Genomic DNA, 20209 nt, shown 5'->3' with positions numbered 1-20209 from the left:
TATTCGTCGCAAAAACGATGGTTTTTGATAATTATATTTTTTGATACATGATAAGATAAAGAAATGTATTTTGACAGAAGTGAACTTGCTCTTCCTTTAGAGGACGGAATATCAAAGCGGTTCAACAGAAAAACTATCCCCAACAAGCTCAGCTGCATTAACTTGGTCTACAAGTTTGTAGATAGGCGTTGTTTCTGAAAATGTAAATACTTGCTTGCCATTTACCATAACACGCCACATTACATCATTATTACTAACTGGATTTGTAGCGTTATAACCACTAAGTACCAAATGATTTCCTATTTGTTTAAAAACCAATCGACCTTGTCCCTTATCAATTGTAAATGTGTATGGAATCCCAATGGTTTTCAGCAATGTTTTTGCTTGCCAATCATTATTATTTACACCATACACTTTCAAATCATTTGAATTATATTCAGCAATTAAATACGTTGCTTGAGCCGCGCTACCGGATATGAAAACGGGAACATCCCCAAAATAATTTTTATAGCTTGTAGATAGGCCATGCTCTGTATGATAGTGTCCTGCAAATACAGCTTTTACATCATATTCTTTTAACAGATTGATAAACCTTTGATTTGGCCCAGATTCTAAATTAGGATATTGCGATTGGGGATATTTATCTGAGTCCCACCCCCAATTGTTAGGTTCATGAAGATTAATAATAATTGCTTGTCCACTTGCTGAGGCCGATTTTAAATCTTGTTCTAACCAATCTAAAGAACTTTCCAGTGTAAATTTAATTCTTCCCATTTTAGTGGATACTGTTTTGTCTGGAAACGTCATCGTTGGATAATTATTAAGTTGGATAGAATGGATAGGACCCATATTAGTTGAGTATGCAAAACTTCCAGAATACTCTTGTGTCGGATCAGTAGTCGATGCATTAGGATTATTCATTTTCATATCAAAACTAGTTGTCGGTACACCGTATATTACCTGACTGAAATAATTCATAAATGAATTATAAATACAACCATTATCAGCACAATCGTTATAATTATTTTGAATGTCATGGTTACCTAGTCCTGGATAAACTGGAGATTTTAAAACATTCATAAGCTCCACCATTTTCCCCCATTCATCTTCAGCACCCAACCCTAAGATTTGAGGTCCATGTCCAAATGCAGTTATATCACCATTAACTAAAACCGGAGTAATCGTGTTTTTTATCGTATCAGTATACGCATTAATACTGTTATATTGTGCTCTAATCAATTGTTCTGAACGAGTTTTTTTCTCCGAATCAGATTCAGGTTCTCCTCGATCTGTTTTATCTGTCCATGGATACTGTGGATCCGAAGTGATTACAAAGGAGCCAGAATCCTTAAAGCCCTTATCAAAACCTGCGACTCCTGATCCAGGACCATCTGCTAGAACCTGTGTACAATTAAACATTCCTACAAATAGTATAAAAAGAATAAATGTTTTTTTAATCATCAAATCACTCCTGTAAAGATGCTAATTATTCAAATATTTCTGATAATTAACCGTAATAATTTTCTATTGTAAAGAGGGGATTACCATGATACTGCTTGTAAATGAAAGTGGAAATATCGGTTTTACTTTTGCATGTTTTTTTTCATCATTATCCCTCCCTTTTATTGTTATGCTCTCTCCCTCCCTATTCTAAGTTACACATACTACTTTATACAGCAAAAAAAAGATATTTGATAACTGCTAAAAAACTAATGATATGTACAGCAGAAAGCCAGGAATCGATGGGATACGAGAAACTCAATATCAGTTTTATTGCAAGGTTTTTTAACGAATTTCCCGAAATTCATCTCCCACCTCCCGTTAGGTTACGCCCTTCACACGCTTGAGGAAGGAGAGTTCTTTCAGAAAATTCGTTAAAATGATCAATAGATGGGGACTGATGATGTTGATACTTCATTTAAACTAGAGCTTGTAGAGAGAATTAAAAAATACACGGAACAATATGCAAGAATGGCCCACGCAATTGAATTACACCAACAAACAAAGAAAATCATGAAAGAAATTTATACTGTCATCGGAGTAAGTCAAGTTGCTTTGTATCGGAAGTTAAAAGAATTAAAAAAGATGAAAAGACGAATCTTTTTTATAGAAAAAATCGTATTTTTATATGAAAATATGTCTCACCGTACCATTTCGGTAAAATGGTACGGTGAGACCAAATAGCTGTCTTTATTTTGATAATGATGGTAGGTTATCTTCATATATAATATCAGTAGAACGTTTATTTCGATAATTAGATTCGATATCTAAAACCTCAACATCTAGCATTACATATTCTTTGTTTTTTTTCAATTACTGGTGATATGTTTGTAACCTTATACGTTCTATTTCTTGGCAAAAGTAATTCCATTTCTCCGGGAACAGTACTTAACAGGTCTACATATATAGCTGGTACCCCTTTAGGAACATGGATTTTCATCAAAATAGACTGTAAACTAAATGTTTTTGCTGCATCTTTTTCTGCTTGTAGGGTAAGTTTATTCCAAAGGTCAAAGAAATTTTCCCCCCAAGCTGTCGCTTCTGATTTACAGTCCGACTGAAAATCCAAGGGCCCTATAGGTTTTAAGAACAAGGACATTTCATCTCATGTTTTACAATATGTTTTTCTAATTTTCAGCATACAATGCAGTATCACTTCTTTCCAATTACCTTGTGAATATACAAGTAACAATAGTAAAGTCTATCTAAAAGGCTTACATTTTTTATTTTGTTAAGAAAATATTAAGAATTTTCATCATTATTTATTTAGAAATTCGATGTATCATTCAAATTACGTTACAAAAAATGATTGTACATAGAATGCCGTCTTATCGATTACATTAGAAATACTGTAACGAAATATAAACTATATAGGGTATATTTCATTTTTTTAAATATTACGTATTTTTAATTAGAGCGGAAATAGGGTGTTTTTGCCCAAATCCCCGAAATGGGGGAAGGAATACATAATGAGAAAATTCTTTTATATTAGAGTAAGTAGTAAAAATCAATCTATTGAGAGACAACTCGCAACCGCAGCAGAGATAAGTATTCCTGAAGAATACATCTTTATAGAAAGAGCAAGTGGAAAAGATTTTAAACGTCCTGAATATCAACTTATGAAGCGTATGTTGAGAAACGGCGATGTTTTATATATTCAATCATTAAATCGTTTGGGAAGAAATAAACAAATGATTTTAGACGAATGGCAAGAATTAATTAAAGAAAAAAAGATTGATATCGTTGTGTTAGATATGCCACTTCTTAACACTATGAAATATAAAGATTTAAATGGAATTGAAACTCTTATTTCAGATTTAATTTTACAGTTATTAAGTTATATGGCTGAAGATGAAAGAAAAAGAATCCGCGAACGACAAAAAGAAGGAATTACAATTGCACTTCAAAAAGGAGTTAAATTTGGCCGCAAAAAAGTGGAAATAGATGATAATTTTAAAGAAACTTATCAAGAATGGAAAAATCATAAAATTACTGCGGTAGAAGCCATGCAAAGAGTAGGGATGAAGAGTAATACATTTTATAGAAGAGTCAAAGAATACGAATATAGCTTAGAAAACGGCAAGCTCTCTTAAAAGAAAGACTTGCTTTTTTCTTATTCCCCCTTTTCGGGGGATGGGCAAAAACACCCAAAATAAAGACGTTAAAATCTCAGCCTACGTAAATGGGACTGTCCTTCTTGCTTGACACACTATAATAGGAACTTAAGTATCCATTTAAAGAATGAAGCGATAAGGCTGTTAACCACAGAGACTGTGGAGCTAACCCAATCAATTAGAAACCGATAAGTTGCCGTACTTAGGAATCCCCCCACTTTCATTTCTAAACGAAGTGAAAGTGGGAGTAGTTCAACCATCATGGATATAGTTATTTAATAATGATTTGTGGGAATAATTCCCTTGTTTATCCGCAGCTTTTATTTCGGCTGTACTTGGGAAGGCATTTTGAAAGTGTTTGATTAGATTTGATTTTTTAGTATATGTATTGTACAGGTAATGCGAAGTGGTTATTATTTATTCTTTAGGCATTTAATGAACCGATAGACCATATTCATTCTATATTAGCATATCATTTACCTCGTGGATAAAGGGAGTCTATATGATTTATTTGTATATAAAAGTATTTTTTTTGCAGAAAATTACATTTAATAAAGGTAATTTCCCTTTATTTCGTTCCACCTTTTCCTTGTTATAATCAATATGGAAATAAAGAGGATGTTATCTACACGTTCTCTTCATTTTACATGTAGAACAAAAGGGAGAGTAAAAGATGAAGATAAAAAATATATACAAAGTGTTGGCGACTACTATGCTAGTAGGCCAACTGATGGGTCCTGCGATTTCGTATGCGGCTACACAGGATCCTAGTGAACAAACCAATCAAGAACAAAAAGAAGTGAAACATGGTTTGTTAGCAAATTATTATACAGATGATGCGTTTAAAGATTTAACGATGTTTATGGTTCAATCTACAAGTAAAACGCAAATCAACCAAGAAACGCTACAAGGTGCCTTATCTAAAGATAAGCAACAGTTTCAATCCGTACGATGGATGGGCTACATTCAACCGAGTGAAAGTGGTGAATATGAATTTTCTACATCAGATGATTCACATACAACCATTCAAATCGATGGGAAGGTGATTGTACAAGATGCTCCCATGAAAGAAAAGATGACCCTAGAGAAAGGGAAAACGTATGCCATTACGGTAGAATATCACACAGATAAAAATGGAGCAAAAAATGTAGCTTCACAATTTGAGATGTTGTGGTCTGTGAATGGAAAAGAAAAAGAAGTTGTGCCAGAAAATAATTTAGTCTTACCTGATTTTTCTAAGGATAAAGTCAAGCAATTTACAACAACTGCTAAAAGTAATGTCCTGGCAGATGATGGGGGGATTACAATTGATTCTGACGATGATAACATTCCAGATGATTGGGAGATCAATGGATATACGGTGAAGAATGGACTCGTTGTAAAATGGGATGACTCGCTGAAAGAACAAGGGTATACCAAATACAAATCGGATCCACTGAATAAACATACCACGGGAGACCCGTTTACGGATATTGATAAAGTGTTAGGTCACGTAGATGGTGGTATTTTACCAGAAGCGAAAAATCCGATTGTAGCTGCTTTTCCTAAAATAGGCGTTAATATGGAAAAAATGATTTTAACAAAGAATCAAAACGTGTCTCATGATCAAGGGGGGACAGAAACAAATGAGGCAAGTAACACAGTGGGGGTCTCCACTACCAATAGTAATACGGAGTCGAATACGGAAGGGGTGTCTGCATCTGGCGGTTTCCCATGGTCTGTTTCCGTATCAGCAAATTACTCTCATGATTATACAACGAGTGTATCTGTGGATCAATCGAATTCTACCACAACTGGGCATAGTAACGGAAAATCATGGAGCGAAACATTAGGAATTAATACCGCAGAAGCAGCCTTTTTAAATGGAAATGTACGATATGTAAATATTGGAACTGCGCCCATTTACAATGTAAAGCCTACGCTTAATTTTGTTGTAGGAAAAGGTTCCTCTGCGCCGACAATCGCAACAGTCGTCGCAAAAGCAAACACAGTAGCCAATGTGTTAAACCCTGGAACATCTTATCCGTCAGCAACACAAAATCCAATTGCTTGGAATACGATGGATGATTTCAATGCACAGCCTATTAAGTTAAGTTATAACCAAGTGAATGATATAGAAAATGGAGCACCTTTACAAATTCAAACCACACAAGTATCTGGAAATTATAAAACATACAATGCTGATGGAGATACGATTGTGAATGATTCGCAAAAATGGGAAAATGTTATAAACGATATTGACAGTAAAACAGCATCTATTACTATCAGCACATCAAATAACGATACGAAAGAACGATATATTTCCGCTCGAAAAGCAGCAAATTATGAGACACAGAGTCAACCAGAAGTAACGTTAGGAGAGGCAGTGGAAGCTGCGTTCCCTGGAGCGAAGGTGAATGGGGATAAATTATCCTATCCAGGTCTTGATTCAGAAGAGATTGTTATAGATCGTCAAACGTATGATGACATACACAATCAAATGAGTCAAACAGGTGATCAAAATCTGTTTCATGCAAAATTAAAACAAGGTATGAACATTCTAATTCAGCCAAAATCAGTAACTATACGTACAATTGATAAGGGATCTGGTCGATTGATTTTTAAACAAACAGGAAATAGACTAACGGTTTCTGGTGAGAACACTGCCTATCCAATTAGTGACTCTCGTAGCGTTTGGCGTATTATGATAGACGGTAAACAAATGTATACATTTGTAGAAAGCACACCTGTCAAGGATATTGTAGAGAAGTTTAATATGTATAGTCAAGTTTTTGTCGGGAATAGTTTTTCTGTTGAACCTATGTAATCATTGAAAGAGGGGGAGAAAAATCAGGAGCCGATGAGGATGTATAGATTCACTGTTCGTAAGTAATTCTAGTAATACCTGATGAGAAGTATAAGCAGATTCTAGTAGGTCTTTCAAGTGTAAAAAATCCATTTACAGGCCTGAGAACCCACCTAGATACTTCTCCAGGAGAAGTATCACTAGCTGAACGGGCTCCCTACAGGGGGGGAGAGCCAGCATCTCCGAGTAAAACAGACATTTTTAAATATTCAGAAAATAATTAAGGCTATTAAAGTGGTTTCACATTTAGCTCAAACGTCTAAATGATTTAATCATTCAAAGCAACAACCTAATTTTTAGAAGATATTGCCACACCCTACCCTTCTGAAAAGATATATTAACAAAAAGTGTCACAGAACTATAGTTCTGTGACACTTTTTGTTAATATAAGACTGAATATAATAAAAAACAGGAGGTTTAAGCTTGAAAAAAAGTGACATAGAACTCAAAGAGTTTGGAACGTATCTTTTGGAACAAGGTAAACGAGAAATTACAGTTGAAGATTACATACGGCATATTCAAAATTTTCATTCTTGGTTAGTACATGAAAATAGTTCCTTACAAGATCTTACTCGTTATGATATTCAACAATATATTTATTTCTTATCAGGTTGTGGAAATCAAGCTACAACGATTACGCCAAAATTTAGCGCTATTGTTTCGTATGTTCATTTCATTGACCGAGAGGACTTACTTCACGATATTAAACGACCGGAGGTCCGACATGTTCGTCACATCTCTCCTAAATCTCTTTCCAGAAATTAAAGGAATCAATTACTTAGGAAAGTTGAACAATCTGAAAATTTTCGGAATATAGCCAATTATCTATTTAACGCTGTACACAGGCGTACGTATTTTTGAATTAGTGGCTTTAAATCGTGAGGATATAGAAATGCGAGAAAAATCTGGATTTTTAACCGTTCAAGATGGCAAAGGTGGCATTTCAAGAAAAATACCTTTACCAGTTGAAAGTCGATACCATTTACAACGCTATTTACAAAGTCGAACAGATTCTCAAAGCGCTTTATTTCTTTCTAATTATGGGAAACGCTTATCAAAACGTTCTGCTCAAAGAGTGTTTGAAAATTACGGGATTCATGCGCATATGTTAAGGCATACGTATGGCCGAGAATTAGTATCTTCTGGTATCGACATTGCAACAGTTGCCGAGTTAATGGGACACAATGATGTAAATACAACTAAACGCTATGCCGCACCTTCAATGACCGATTTGGAACAAGCAATAGACAATGTCTTTCAACGATAGGAACACTTTATGAAACAATAATTAAATATTAATGAAGAAATTGAAGCTTTTATGTTAAATCCTCAAGAATTAGCGTTAGTTACAAGTAAGCATAAAACGACTCGAGTTGGTTTTGCTGTTCTACTGAAATATTTTCAAATAGAATACTGTTTTCCGTCAGGAAAAAGTGAAGTTCCTAAGAACATGTTACACTTTATTGCGAAGCAATTACAACTACCTTTAGAATTATATTCATCTTACCAATTTGGGTCTCGTACTACCCATCGACATAAGCAAGAAATCCTTCAGTTGTTTGGTTTTAAAGAAGAGCAAGATGAAGACCGAGAATACATTCAAACATGGCTCTATAATTGAGTTTACGAATATAATCTAGATGCTACTCTATTGAAGGAACATTTATATATTAAGTATCGAACAGAGAAAATTGTAGCTCCTTCTGAGTGGCAAATAAATCAACTGGTTCAGCAACTTATTTTTCAAAGAAAACAAGATTTTTATTAAGAAATGTATAAAAATCTTTCAACTATTACTTTGAAAAAAATCGATGATTTATTGGACTATTGGGGACATATAGAAAATCAAGAAAGCGGTTCTAATGAAAGCCAAACATCAGAAATTAAATTCCGAAAATTAACAATTGGACCTGGATGTTTAAGTCAAGCCACGTTATTTACTGAACTTGATAAATTAAAAACTTTGCTAGCTTTAGAACTACCTATAAATTTATTTTCTGAAATACCACCTAAAGTACTTCAGAAATACAGGTTACGTGCTATTTCTGAGGATAAAACAGAGTTGCAACGTCACAAGAATCCGATTCGGTATACATTACTCGCCACTTTTTTCTGGTTAAAAATAAAAGAATTGAATGACAACTTAATTGAACTCCTTATTACCCTTATTCATAAAATTGATGGTTGTGCTGAGAAAAAAGTAAAAATGGAAATGATTTTAGAGGTAAAAAAAGTGTTTGGAAAAAACAAAATGTTAATTGATTTTCTCGAAACAGCACTTCAAAATCCCGAAGGGACTATAAAAGACACCTTGTTTTCAGTCGTAAATCCGCAAATCCTTGAGGATATTGTTAAAGAATTAAAGTATAAAAAGTCTATGTATCAACAAAAGGTTCACTGGAAAATTCGGAATTCTTATAGCAGTTCCTATCGTACTGCAGTAACAGAGATATTAAAACTGCTTAATTTTAAGTCGAACAATCATCTTCATCAGCCTGTTATTGAAGCGATTGAACTTCTACGAAGTTATGATAGTTCCAAACAAATCACATTTTCACCGCATGAAGATATTCCGCTGGGAACAGAAATTATTCCAATAAAATGGTATGATTTGGTTGTAATAGAAGATCAAAATAGAGATATACGTGTGAATCGAATCAACTATGAAATCTGTGTTTTACATGCTTTAAGAGATAAATTGAAATGTCGAGAAATTTGGGTAGCGTTTTCTCATCGTTATCGGAATCCAGAAGAATATTTACCAGCTGATTTTGAGGGAAATCGTATCCAACATTATGAAGAATTAAATCAACCTTTAGAATCTCAAGAGAAAATAGATGACCTACAACAACAACTACGTGCAAAACTAGATATGTTAAATAATAATATTCCTAAGAATAAAAAAGTGAAAATTTTAAGTAAACATAATGGGTTGATATCAATAGCTCCAAATGAATTAAGCAAAGAGCCGAAACAATTAGGTCATCTAAAAAGAGAACTGTCCAACCGTTGGTGGATGACAAATTTGATTGATATTTTGAAAGAGACAGCGCTAAGGACTGGTTTTATCAATCACTTCCAAAGCTTAGCTACTCACGAACGATTATATCGGGATGAAATTCAAAAAAGATTATTGCTATGTTTATATGGGATAGGGAAAAATACTGGAATTAAACGGGTATCTTCTGGTGATGCCAGTATGCAATATAAAGCGCTCTTATATGTAAAAAGAAAGTACATACATGTAGAAAATTTAAGAATTGCAAACCAAAGTATAGTAAATGCAATTTTAACTGAACGAGCCGCACCTATTTGGGGACAAGGTACCACTCATGTACTTGTAGTCATGTCATAGATCGGGATTTGAATGCAGCCATCAACTTGTCACGTTATGAATTAGTCAATGAACCAAACGTTATGGCTAATATGTAGGATGCGTTGTATCCGAATGTACGCCCTCGGAGAGTTCTATCAAATGGTAGTAGCTTTGGCAAAACCGGACTCGTAGAACAGGGAAATAAACAAACTTTATAGACTTTTATAAGGTTTTGGCAACGGTACTCCTTAATATACCTTTTGGAGGGGATGGGTAAGAAACCTCATTATATACATTAGAATGGCTGCAAGATCCTGCACTGAGAAGACGAATTCAAGAGGTACTCAATAAAGGAGAAGCGAGACATTCGCTTGCACGAGCCGTGTGTTTTCAACAATTAGGAGAAATACGTAATCGTTCTTATGAAGATTAGTTGCATCGAGTGGATGGTCTTCAGTTATTAATTTCTGTCATTGTCATTTGGAATACAGTGTATATTGAAAAGGCGATAGAATTATTACGATCGCAATCGTAAGGATTGGAAATTCCAGAAGAATATGTGCACCACATGTATCAATGTGGAAATAAATATTTACTTGAACAGCTAAAGTTCAGAGATTACTTGAGAGATAATGATGAAGCAAGAATTGAATATGAACAGCTCAAACTTAATTTAGCAAAGTTAAATAAAAATAATAAACGTAAATATGCAGAAGAGAAAACTACTTTCATTAAATCAATTTTAGAAAAAAATTAATGGTTTTTTATTAAGTTAACATGATAGTAAGTTGAAGAAGAAAGGACATAACATATTTTATATGACTAATATGTTATGTCCTTTAATTTATCTATCTTTTTTCAATTTAGGTCTTGATAACGTACAAATTTCCCGAAATGGTATCGTGGGGCCTTATTGTGAAATTAGGTTTTATCAATCAGACCTAATACGTGAAGTTTATGTATTATTTTTTTATCATAATCTCTTTAATTTATTGACATTTTAAGTTCATTTTATGTATATTTATTTCTTAATAGGTATACAATTTGTTTATTAGGTTCAAAAATGAATTTATAAGAACTTAAGGAGGGATTTTTATGACTGCTATTAAAGGCGTTAAAAAATTACCTATATGTGTTAGTACTCAAAGTGCTGTAGATTTATTTAGTAAATTGGCCAATATATCTTCAGAAATCGGAAGACTTGATGAAAAATTTAAACGTTCAATTTTACAAAGTGATTTTGTTAATATGTTAGCGTTAAATGAGTCTGTGCAATCTACAAGGATTGAAGGAACGCAAGTAACTTTTACTGATATGGTGGAACGAACTCATAAAACAGAACAGAAATGGGAACATATAGAGGTATTAAATTATCAGAAGGCTCTTTTAATAGGACAAGATAGAATGAGAAATGGTTACCCTCTTTCTACAAGATTAATTTTGGAACTACATGAAATCTTAATGGATGGGGCTAGAGGGACAAACGTTGCTTGTGGGCAATTTCGAAAAGTCCCTAACTGGATTGGTCCTACAAAAAGGCCTGAGGATGCGGTATATATACCGATAGATTCCAATGAAATAGAGGATTACTTAAAAAATTGGGAGACTTTTGCCAATGGTCATCCATATGGAGAGAAGATGGATACTTCTCATTTAAATTCTGATTGTTATATTATTAATGAGGAAGCTCATCCTTTATTGAAAGTAGCTATATTACACGCTCAATTTGAGTCAATTCATCCATTTTTAGATGGTAATGGACGTTTAGGAAGAATTATTATCGCGTTGTATATGATGCAATCTAAACAATTATCTAGTCCTATATTCTTTGTAAGTGAAGAATTAGAAAAACAAAGGTCGAGATATTATCATTTATTGAATGAAACACGTGGAGCAAATCCAAATTGGTCAAACTGGTTAAGCTTCTTTTTAGATGCTTCTAAACGAATGGCTGATAAATTGAATGTGTTATTTGACAAAGCTGAAGAACTTGCAAAAATAGGAATGGGCAAGTGTGAAACAGATACGGAAAGACGGGTATATTTAATGACATTTATGTCGCCTAATATTACAGCGGTACAGGTATCTAAACAATTTAGAATAGCGCCAAGTACGGCGAGAAGAATTTTAAATTCTTTAGCAGATAAAGGGCTTGTGTTTAAAGATGCTACAAAAAAGAGAAATATTGAATACTTTAATTATGATATTTTAGGTATAGTTGGATAGTAAAAAATAGGTTCTGTTGCAAAGTGTGAAAAAACATAAACCGACTTACAAAATATAGTTGTAGTTTAAGCAGTTCTGAATAAGTTTTGTAATTCATTGTACATCGGAAAAGAGAAGTCTGGAATGTGACTTCTCTTTTGTTTATATATAGCATGAATCGTTTCGATTCCTTTTAATGTACGTGAAGCATGGCGAAGACTTTGAAATCCTGCGGATTTAACAAAACATCGCTTGATATGTCTATGATCTTGTTCGATAAGGTTATTTAGATGCTTAACGGTGAAAATCTCGATAGAGATTATTAATGCAGCTATCAATATCAAAAATGAAGCAATACGCCTATTAGCGTTAGCATAGATAGTAATAAAATACCCCTTGGAACAAGGGAGTTAGCTCGGCTGTCTTAGGAGGGGTGATGACACACCCTCATCTTGAAGGCTGTTCAAAACAGAAATGGACTGCGAACGTTTCGTCATTCAGGAATCCCATCCGTTACACCGTAAGGTGTAGGACTTGCGGCTTTAGCCGTGGGAGTGTCAATGGAATAGAAGTTATGTATCTATCAAGTGTTTGAAGTAATTGCGTAAGAGCTGATTTCGATACCAAAGTATACAAGAACAATACAATCAATTATTTAATAGGAGTGAAGTCAAGGGGGCTGAATAATCAAAACAATCGAATATAGGTTTCTTATTGGATAAGGTGCTTATATTCGATTGTTCCAAAAAGTTTTGGTGCAAACCTTGAATGATGTCAAAATATAAGCGTATCTCCGAATATTAAGTTACTGTTTTTTATTAAAATACGCGTTCGCACTCTAAATTTTGAATGATTTATTTTCAAAATCATCAAATATTCATTTTAGAATTATTATAAATTATTTTTGCACCGGAATCCCCCATCCCAAATTACTATTTTACGTTAGTGATTTGGGAATTAAAGTAACCAATAGGTAGTGGATGCTGTTCCTTGATATTGCTGATTCTTATCATAAAAATCAAATCGAAGTTCTTGTACATGTGGATAATTTGTATAACGCATATATTTATATATATACCATCCTTTTAAATTGTTTGTATTTCTTATAAATAAGTCACTCATTTTTTTAGGTAAAACCAATGGTCCTGGTGCATCCATCATTCCTTCTGGAGCTAATCGAAGGTAGACATTATTATTTTTTTGAAATACTTGTGTAATATCTAACCATTCTGATCCTGTGTATTGATACGATGTAGAGTTACCCATTTGATTTGGTGATGCATCTACAACTTGTCTTGAAAAATCTATGATGTTTTCTCCTGTTGGTAAAGCCGTAGCAGAACAGGGAGCCTCTATCATAAAACTACAACAAGCAAGTATACCTGGAATAACAATAGATTTATTTTTTCTTGATTTCATCTTGTAAAATCCCTCCAATAAATTGTTGTATATGACATATACAACCATACAATACTGAATTTTGATTGACTAGATTTCATAGGTTGAGAAATATCTTACGGAATGACCTGTGGATAAAACGGAAATAACGATAATATTTCACCAAAAAGAAAAAACGCAATCACTTACGAAAGCGTTTTTTCTTTTGCTTATTTTTATGAACAATGGAAAGGGCTTCATGTCCACTTTGATTTTACCATACATCACCATCGACAAATATTGAGAAAATTCCATATGTAAAATAAATAATCCGGATTACAGAATTTATGATGCTTTCATCCCACGCAAGACGTTAGTCCGTCTTTAGACGTGGGATGAAAGCATCGTTTTTGCATAGCAAACCATGGTATACTTTATGTATAGTCATGCAAAAGACGTAAAAACATTTGAGAACGAACAATCTGTACGGTATGGTCACAGTACCGTAGCCCACGAACCTATATGGTCTGTTGTGGGAGTGGTGATGGCACACCGCAATCTTGCACGTCAGCGATACCAGAAATGGACTTCGCCTTTGGTAGCAAGAATCCCACTGACGTTAGTCAGCTTGCCCCTTTAGGGGTGGGAGTGTCAATATGTATTCTAGGTTCTGGTGCAAAAATAATTACTGGAATAGAAGCTCAAAAAAGGACAAACTTCTCCACTGTCCAAAGGCAGATATATCTTATCAATGAACGCTTTAGTTTAATAGCATAAAGTTAAATTTCGTTAGGAATCTTTCGTTCTCTCTATATCCTTATTATTTTTGTACCAAAACCGGTATTAACACAATCGATTTATAAAGAATAATTCGTAACTACTCAGCTTCTTCAAATAAAAAAACAGGCCAAATACATGTTTCCGATTCGAAAACATGAAAAGAAAATACTCCAATCAGAGAAAGAATCTATGCCAAATAGAGAAATTCTCTTATGAAGTCGTGTTATTCCAAGGAACCGTTCTAGTTTCTATGACTTGGTTTATCGCTTGTAAGACCGATTGTTTTTGTTTTTTCATGGTACTCATAAAGCTTCGTATCTGACAAAAAGATTCTGCGCCTTTCTTACTTCGGAAAGTCCCAGACACTTTCTGTTTTACTTTCGTCATCCGAATATCCCGTTCTGCTTGATTGTTATCAAATGGAATGGCTGGATGTTCTAAAAACGCTAGAATTCTGTCAGAATACTTGACGAAGCGATTCCATAAATTTTGAGAAGGCGTCTGCTTTCCTTTCTTCTTTTGTTTCGTGGAAAGAATCTGTTGTTCTTTCAATATGGATTGATACATAATAAACAGATTCTTTTGCGTCGCTTTTGGCATGGTACCTTCGGATTGCTTTTTCATCGTCAACGCTTGCGTTAGAAATTTCTGCATCTGTTGTGCCCATTGTTCTCCAGTACTATCTATAATTCCTTGTAAATCTCGTAAGAGATGGGCATTACATAAAACGTGACGACAATCTGTATACGCATCATACGATTTCCAACCATCATGCATCGCAATTCCAGAAAAAGATGGCAAGATTTCTCCAGCATCCATTGCTTCTTTTCCACGTTTTTGATGAATATGTTGCAATGTCACCTCCGGTGTACTGGCAGTATGTAACCATTGTGTTTTGTTTTCTACACGCATACCAGTTTCATCAAAATGGACAACAGGAGACTGCAGAATCTTTTCCTTTACTTCTTTTATGAATGGCTGCAATTGAGAAGCGAAAGCCTGTGTATGATTTACCAGGGTTCCTTCGCTTATAGAATGTCCAAAACAATCCTGAAAGAATTCTTTTGTTCGCTTCAAAGAAATGCATTGATAATGCGTTAAATAGGGAATCAGTCTTTTTATATTTGGACCATATTGAACAGGACGAGATACTGTCGAAGGAAATTGGGCTTCTTGGATAGAATGGCAATGTGGGCATTCTTTCTGTTCTACTTTATGTTCTGTCACTTCGATCTGAATAGGTGGTAAGTCATACACTTGGCGAATGCGATACCCTTTTACAGGCTCGTGGTTCAAGGAAGTATGACAACAAGTACAATATGTAGGAGAATGTGTAATCGTATGATCTGGAGTCGCTGTCAAACCAAGAGTATGTCCCTTGTGGCCCAACTGGCCACCCGTTTGACGATGAGACGGTTTGCGCAAACTTTTTGTAACGGGCTTACCCAAACCATCTGTAGAAGGTGGCTTATGACTATTTTTGGAGTTTTTTTTTGAAGCATTTTCTAGTTCTTGTATACGTTTTTCTAACTTAGAAAATGTTTCTTCAAATAAAGAAATAACAGCTTCAGGTCCTTTTTTATATGTATCTAAAATAATTTTTCGATCGACCATAAGATTCACCTCCCCTGTTTGATATACTCAGTATTTACAAATGGGAGGCATATGAAACTAGTAAAATTTAAAAAAGACACCGAAAGGTGGCTGAGTAGTTACAATAATTCTTTGTATTTGTAGTCCCAGCAATTGTCGGTATTGTTCACGTATCCGTTGGTATGAACATGGTTAGTGTTCTTTTGCCGGATTCATATTTTCGTAGTGATTTACTCCATTTACTATTTCATTACAGTTTAATTGTATAAGAGGATTGTGCTTCTGGAAGAAAATTAATATAATGATGTGATTTATACAAAAATTGTATTATTTATTTAAGAACAGATTATTTCAATAACCTGTTCTTTGTTTGTAAAGAAATACGTACACAGCTTTAGCAAGATCCTTCACTAGAGAAAGAATAAGATGAAAAATAATTCGAGATTTTTTATCTTTAACTATCTCCCAAAAAGGAGAAATAAGAAAGAGTAACCTCTTACAAAAACATCCAATAGAAATCCTCTTTTTTTGTTAAATTTATCATTTATTTGTACTAAAAATACGTTGCTTTCTTACAAACTTGTCATCTATTTGTAAGCTTAATCGATGTCTCTTCTTTCTTTTTTTATATAAAGTATGTTAGATAACCAGCTTTGTTTGATAGAAACATACTTGCTAAGGAGGAGACACCATATGAAAAAAAGTATTCAAGTAACTTTGAGTTCCATTATTATCGCATCCAGTATGCATTCCTATTGTTACGCTGACACAATACCTACAAATAAATCACTTACAGGCAAGGGTGTAAAAGTTGCTGTAATAGATTCTGGTATAGATGTTACACACCCAGATCTCAAACAAAATTATGTAAAAGGATATGATTTTCTCGATAATGATACGGTCCCTGAAGATAGGGATGGACATGGTACACATGTAGCGGGCATTATTGCTGCAAACGGAGCGATGAAAGGAATAGCGCCAGATGCATCCATTCTAGCATACCGTGTTTGGGGTGGTTCCAGCGGAGGTCCTCAAGCGATTATAAAAGCCATTGAGCAAGCGATTAAAGATGGAGCACAAATTATTAATTTATCATTAGGAGAAAACATTGATGGTACTGATACACCATTAAATCAAGCAATTCGAAAAGCGATCAATCGTAATATTACGGTGGTAGTAGCCGCAGGGAATGCAGGACCTACACAGTGGTCTATACATAGTTTAGCTAGTACACCCGAGGCTATCACGGTAGGGAATGCAAAGGCGCAGGGGATAAAAGAAACGATATTACAAATTCCAGGTATACAAAAAGAAATTGGGCTTCATCTACTGGACAAAAATCAAACATTGCATACGGGAGAGTATGGTATTGTGTATTTACATGATTTCAATCTTGATAACATACAAAAGGAAACTGACTTCAAAAATAAAATTGTGGTGATTGAAAATGCGGATTTCAATGGTGAACAAGCTATGAATACTTTACAAGAACTTCAAAAATGGGGTGTAGTAGCTATTTTGGACAGTCTGAATGATGAAAACAAATCGGTCAAACAGTATGCATCTTTATATAGGACAATGTTGAATATCCAAGAAAAAATTCCTGTACTGATAGGGATTTCGAAAGAGGAAAAGGGAATGTTAATACAGGCAGCTCAAGAACAAAAAATAGTAACCATTTTAAATGACACAGAGGCACGAGTTGATTCTAGCAGCTCGCATGGACCTACGGTAGGTTCTTGGGGAATAAAACCTGATTTAGCTGCACCAGGAGTGGATATAGAAAGTACATTCCCACTGAATTTAGAGGAAATGCCCTCCTCACAAAAGAAGGGGTACGCTATTATGTCTGGGACGAGTATGGCAGCCCCTTATGTGACAGGCGCCGCGGCGTTACTCAAGCAAGAGCATCCTGACTGGACACCTTATGAAATCCGTGCAGCTCTTACGGGTACGACCACATTACTTACAGAACGATCTGGTCAAGTCACAACCCCTTTGGCACAGGGATCAGGACAAATTAATATTGAAAAAGCTTTACGCGCAGAAATATTACCCTTAACGAATAATCTAAATTTCGGTTTCTTACATGCAAATACAGGAGTTCAAACCGTGACTCAAACATTAAGAATTGAGAATGTATCAAATAAGAACTGTACTTTATCTACTCAAAATCAATTATTAGATGGGAAAGTAGACATAAATATACCAGAGTATATTACCATTCCTGCCCATCAGACAATTGAAATTCCTGTCAAGTTACAGGTAGATACCTCTCTTACAATAGATAAACATATAGGGTTGATTTCGCTTGGACAAGGTGAGGAACAAATGCATATCCCGTATATCGTGTCAGTAGATCCAAAAGATTATCCATTTTTATCAATTGTTCATGGCGAAGAGACAGTTTCGCGTAACCAATTCCCTTATTTGTTAGAATATGATACACCATTCCCACCAAAACAGTTAACAATTTCTATTACAGGACATACAGTGGAGCAGCAACCATTTTCTGCGACTTTAATGGACACACGACATCCATCTAAAGGGTATCAACAATTTAAATGGGATGGAAAAGATAAAAATAAAAAGAAGGTACCGAAGGGCACCTATACAATTGTGATTACAGCGAAATATAATGGGAAATCATATGAAGTATCTCATCCCTTGACAATTAAATAACAAAGACGTTTGTATATATTCTACATGTAATTTTCACGCGTATTTCTTTAGGATGAAAATTCAAATGTTTGGGAAAGCTTCATCATTTCTCCTCTGTTAGTGAAGAGGAATAAGGGGTACGGCAACCATTCCTTCTTTGTAGAGCCACTCGCCAAATTGGCCCCACACGACAAAAAAAGAAATAAGAAGTAGCAAGAAACATCTCATTGCTGAAAACTGCATGATTTGCTATACTAACAGAGTTTTCGAGTAACGTGTTATTTGTTCTAGACGAGTATGTACTTGCTGACAAAAAGGCTTGGATATGTATCCAGGGCTTTTTGTTTTGTTATAGTTAAGTGTAGTGAGTAGCAGAATGAAAAAATCTTCATTCCTTTCTCAAAAAGGGCTAAAAACAGCATGATGGTTCTTTATTTTTAAATATTCAGCATGATCACGGTGTTTTTAATCTTTCCCAATTATTGTATTGTTCTTGGCTGATTTGTAGTTGTAGACTTAAACCTTTTGCAAGTGATGCCATCTTGGGCTCTTGTTCTAACATGAGTAACATCGGTTTATTGCTCTACTTCTAAGTGTAGATGTTTTAATCCGTATATTAAAAAACTACCGGTACTTTCTAATGTAATAGTAGGATTACGTTGAATATGAGAAAAAGTATTCAGTAACGATGTAAGACCTATTCGGGTCTCTAAGCGAGCAAGTGGGGCACCAAGACAAAAATGGATTCCATGTCCGAATGCTATGTGTGGATTGGGATTGCGATTTACACAAAATTGATTTGCATTTTCAAATTGATTCTCATCATGATTTGCTGAACCGATCCATGCAAGAATGCGGTCTCCTTCTTTTAACATTTGATCGCCTATCTTGACATCTTGCTTGGCAACCCGTGCCACTAATTGAATCGGAGATTTATAACGAAGTACCTCTTCAATCGCGGAAGGTATTAATGTCTGATTACAACGGATTTGTTCCAGTATTTGAGGGTGCTCCGTAAAACTCCAAATAGCATTCCCAATTAAATTCACCGTTGTAATGTGACCGGCTAATAAAAGGATTTCACAAAAGGACAGTAGTTCGATTTCAGATAATCGTTCTCCGTCTATTTCTGCGCGAATAAGTGCACTAATTAAATCCGCGCCCATATGTATCCGGCGTTGTTTAATAATCTGCCGAAAATATTGATTCATTTCTTCTAATACAGTTTGTCGATCCGGTCTATTATTCAGATTAAATTCGCCTTCGGTACTTAAAAGTTTATCTGCCCAATTTTTAAACATACCTCTATCCTCTGTCGGAATACCTAACATTTCAGCAATGACAATTGTTGGCAATGGGGCCGCAAAGTCTTGTATGAGCTCGATTTGACTTTTATTTTTCATGTTATTGATCAACTCATTTACAATTTGTGCAATCCGTGGTTCCATATCTTGGATTACTTTAGGAGAAAAAGCTTTAAATACTAGATTACGTAAATTTTTGTGTATAGGTGGATCAGATGTAAGTAAAGTTTTCGGACGTGGTTCTAGTTGCGAATTATTACTTTGAGCAAAATCGGAAGAAAATATTTTATAATCAGTGATAACCCGGTTAACATCTTCATATCGATATATCCCCCATACTTGTTGTGAGTCATCATAAACTATAGGGTAATCACAACGCATTTTCTTGAAAAATGGATATGGATTCAGGTACTGTTTAGAGTTTGGAAATAGCTTCATCGTCATTGCACCTCGTTCATTTTTATATGTATTATTTTCTACTTCTATTATTTTATTCTATTTTCATTGTGCGCTA

12 protein-coding genes and 4 pseudogenes are annotated in these 20209 nt (G+C 34.7%); 10 read left to right on the top strand and 6 right to left on the bottom strand.

Going from position 1 to position 20209, the window contains the following annotated elements; genetic code table 11:
- Window positions 1–111: 111 nt before the first annotated feature.
- The gene (locus MHH55_RS31975; protein WP_078187253.1) at window positions 112–1461 is read right to left on the bottom strand and encodes a metallophosphoesterase; all 1350 of its coding nucleotides are present in this window, start codon (window positions 1459–1461) and stop codon (window positions 112–114) included.
- A gap of 429 nt (window positions 1462–1890) precedes the next feature.
- Here MHH55_RS31975 and MHH55_RS31970 point away from each other — a divergent pair, with 429 nt between their 5' ends.
- A complete protein-coding gene (locus tag MHH55_RS31970; RefSeq protein WP_254849762.1) occupies window positions 1891–2184 on the top strand; it encodes a hypothetical protein in 294 nt (97 codons plus the stop codon).
- Window positions 2185–2275: 91 nt separating this feature from the next.
- On the opposite strand, the gene MHH55_RS31965 is transcribed toward MHH55_RS31970, so the two are convergent.
- On the bottom strand, window positions 2276–2599 hold the full coding sequence (locus MHH55_RS31965) for an ADP-ribosyltransferase (RefSeq protein ID WP_340882169.1): 324 nt from the start codon (window positions 2597–2599) through the stop codon (window positions 2276–2278).
- A 370-nt stretch (window positions 2600–2969) separates the two neighbouring features.
- Here MHH55_RS31965 and MHH55_RS31960 point away from each other — a divergent pair, with 370 nt between their 5' ends.
- The 7 genes and pseudogenes from MHH55_RS31960 (at window position 2970) to MHH55_RS31920 (ending at window position 12001) form a co-directional block, all read left to right on the top strand.
- Complete coding sequence (locus MHH55_RS31960) at window positions 2970–3593, top strand: recombinase family protein (protein ID WP_078187252.1); 624 nt, start codon at window positions 2970–2972, stop codon at window positions 3591–3593.
- A gap of 694 nt (window positions 3594–4287) precedes the next feature.
- Window positions 4288–6420 (top strand): binary toxin-like calcium binding domain-containing protein, encoded by a 2133-nt coding sequence (locus MHH55_RS31955; protein ID WP_078187251.1) that lies wholly within the window; start codon window positions 4288–4290, stop codon window positions 6418–6420.
- 462 nt (window positions 6421–6882) lie between these two features.
- Window positions 6883–7224, top strand: a complete 342-nt coding sequence (locus MHH55_RS31950) for a site-specific integrase (protein ID WP_254849761.1) — start codon at window positions 6883–6885, stop codon at window positions 7222–7224.
- A 100-nt stretch (window positions 7225–7324) separates the two neighbouring features.
- Window positions 7325–7726 (top strand): tyrosine-type recombinase/integrase, encoded by a 402-nt coding sequence (locus tag MHH55_RS31945; RefSeq protein WP_254849760.1) that lies wholly within the window; start codon window positions 7325–7327, stop codon window positions 7724–7726.
- A 51-nt stretch (window positions 7727–7777) separates the two neighbouring features.
- Window positions 7778–9790 (top strand): annotated as a pseudogene (locus tag MHH55_RS31935) (DUF4158 domain-containing protein); the annotation flags it as partial.
- Window positions 9791–10052: 262 nt separating this feature from the next.
- Window positions 10053–10532, top strand: a pseudogene (locus MHH55_RS36585) (Tn3 family transposase); the annotation flags it as partial.
- 338 nt (window positions 10533–10870) lie between these two features.
- A complete protein-coding gene (locus tag MHH55_RS31920; protein WP_078187248.1) occupies window positions 10871–12001 on the top strand; it encodes a Fic family protein in 1131 nt (376 codons plus the stop codon).
- Window positions 12002–12066: 65 nt separating this feature from the next.
- On the opposite strand, the pseudogene MHH55_RS31915 reads toward MHH55_RS31920, so the two are convergent.
- A pseudogene (locus MHH55_RS31915) lies at window positions 12067–12282 on the bottom strand (DDE-type integrase/transposase/recombinase); the annotation flags it as partial.
- On the opposite strand from MHH55_RS31915, the pseudogene MHH55_RS36580 reads away from it, so the two are divergent.
- Window positions 12280–12358: pseudogene (locus MHH55_RS36580) on the top strand (RNA-guided endonuclease InsQ/TnpB family protein); the annotation flags it as partial. The pseudogenes MHH55_RS31915 and MHH55_RS36580 sit on opposite strands and share 3 nt — an antisense overlap.
- A 579-nt stretch (window positions 12359–12937) precedes the next feature.
- Here the strand turns inward: MHH55_RS36580 and MHH55_RS31910 are convergent.
- Together MHH55_RS31910 and tnpC are read right to left on the bottom strand one after the other, a co-directional pair.
- Window positions 12938–13399 carry a hypothetical protein gene (locus MHH55_RS31910; RefSeq protein ID WP_078187247.1) on the bottom strand — a complete coding sequence of 154 codons (462 nt, stop codon included), beginning with the start codon at window positions 13397–13399 and terminating at the stop codon, window positions 12938–12940.
- A gap of 948 nt (window positions 13400–14347) precedes the next feature.
- Window positions 14348–15751, bottom strand: a complete 1404-nt coding sequence (gene tnpC, locus MHH55_RS31905; protein ID WP_100910632.1) for an IS66 family transposase — start codon at window positions 15749–15751, stop codon at window positions 14348–14350.
- Window positions 15752–16423: 672 nt separating this feature from the next.
- On the opposite strand from tnpC, the gene MHH55_RS31900 reads away from it, so the two are divergent.
- Window positions 16424–18412: a S8 family serine peptidase gene (locus MHH55_RS31900; RefSeq protein WP_078187476.1), complete on the top strand. Its 1989-nt coding sequence runs from the start codon at window positions 16424–16426 to the stop codon at window positions 18410–18412.
- 554 nt (window positions 18413–18966) lie between these two features.
- On the opposite strand, the gene MHH55_RS31895 is transcribed toward MHH55_RS31900, so the two are convergent.
- Entirely contained in the window at window positions 18967–20133 is a 1167-nt protein-coding gene (locus MHH55_RS31895; RefSeq protein ID WP_254849775.1) for a cytochrome P450, read from the bottom strand.
- Between the last annotated feature and the right edge of the window lie 76 nt (window positions 20134–20209).

Origin of the sequence: Bacillus sp. FSL K6-2944 (genome assembly GCF_038005385.1) — a bacterium.
In the GTDB taxonomy this organism is placed as follows: domain Bacteria; phylum Bacillota; class Bacilli; order Bacillales; family Bacillaceae_G; genus Bacillus_A; species Bacillus_A cereus.
The sequence above is the reverse complement of the archived record's forward strand: the minus strand, read 5'-3'. Positions and strand labels throughout refer to the sequence as shown.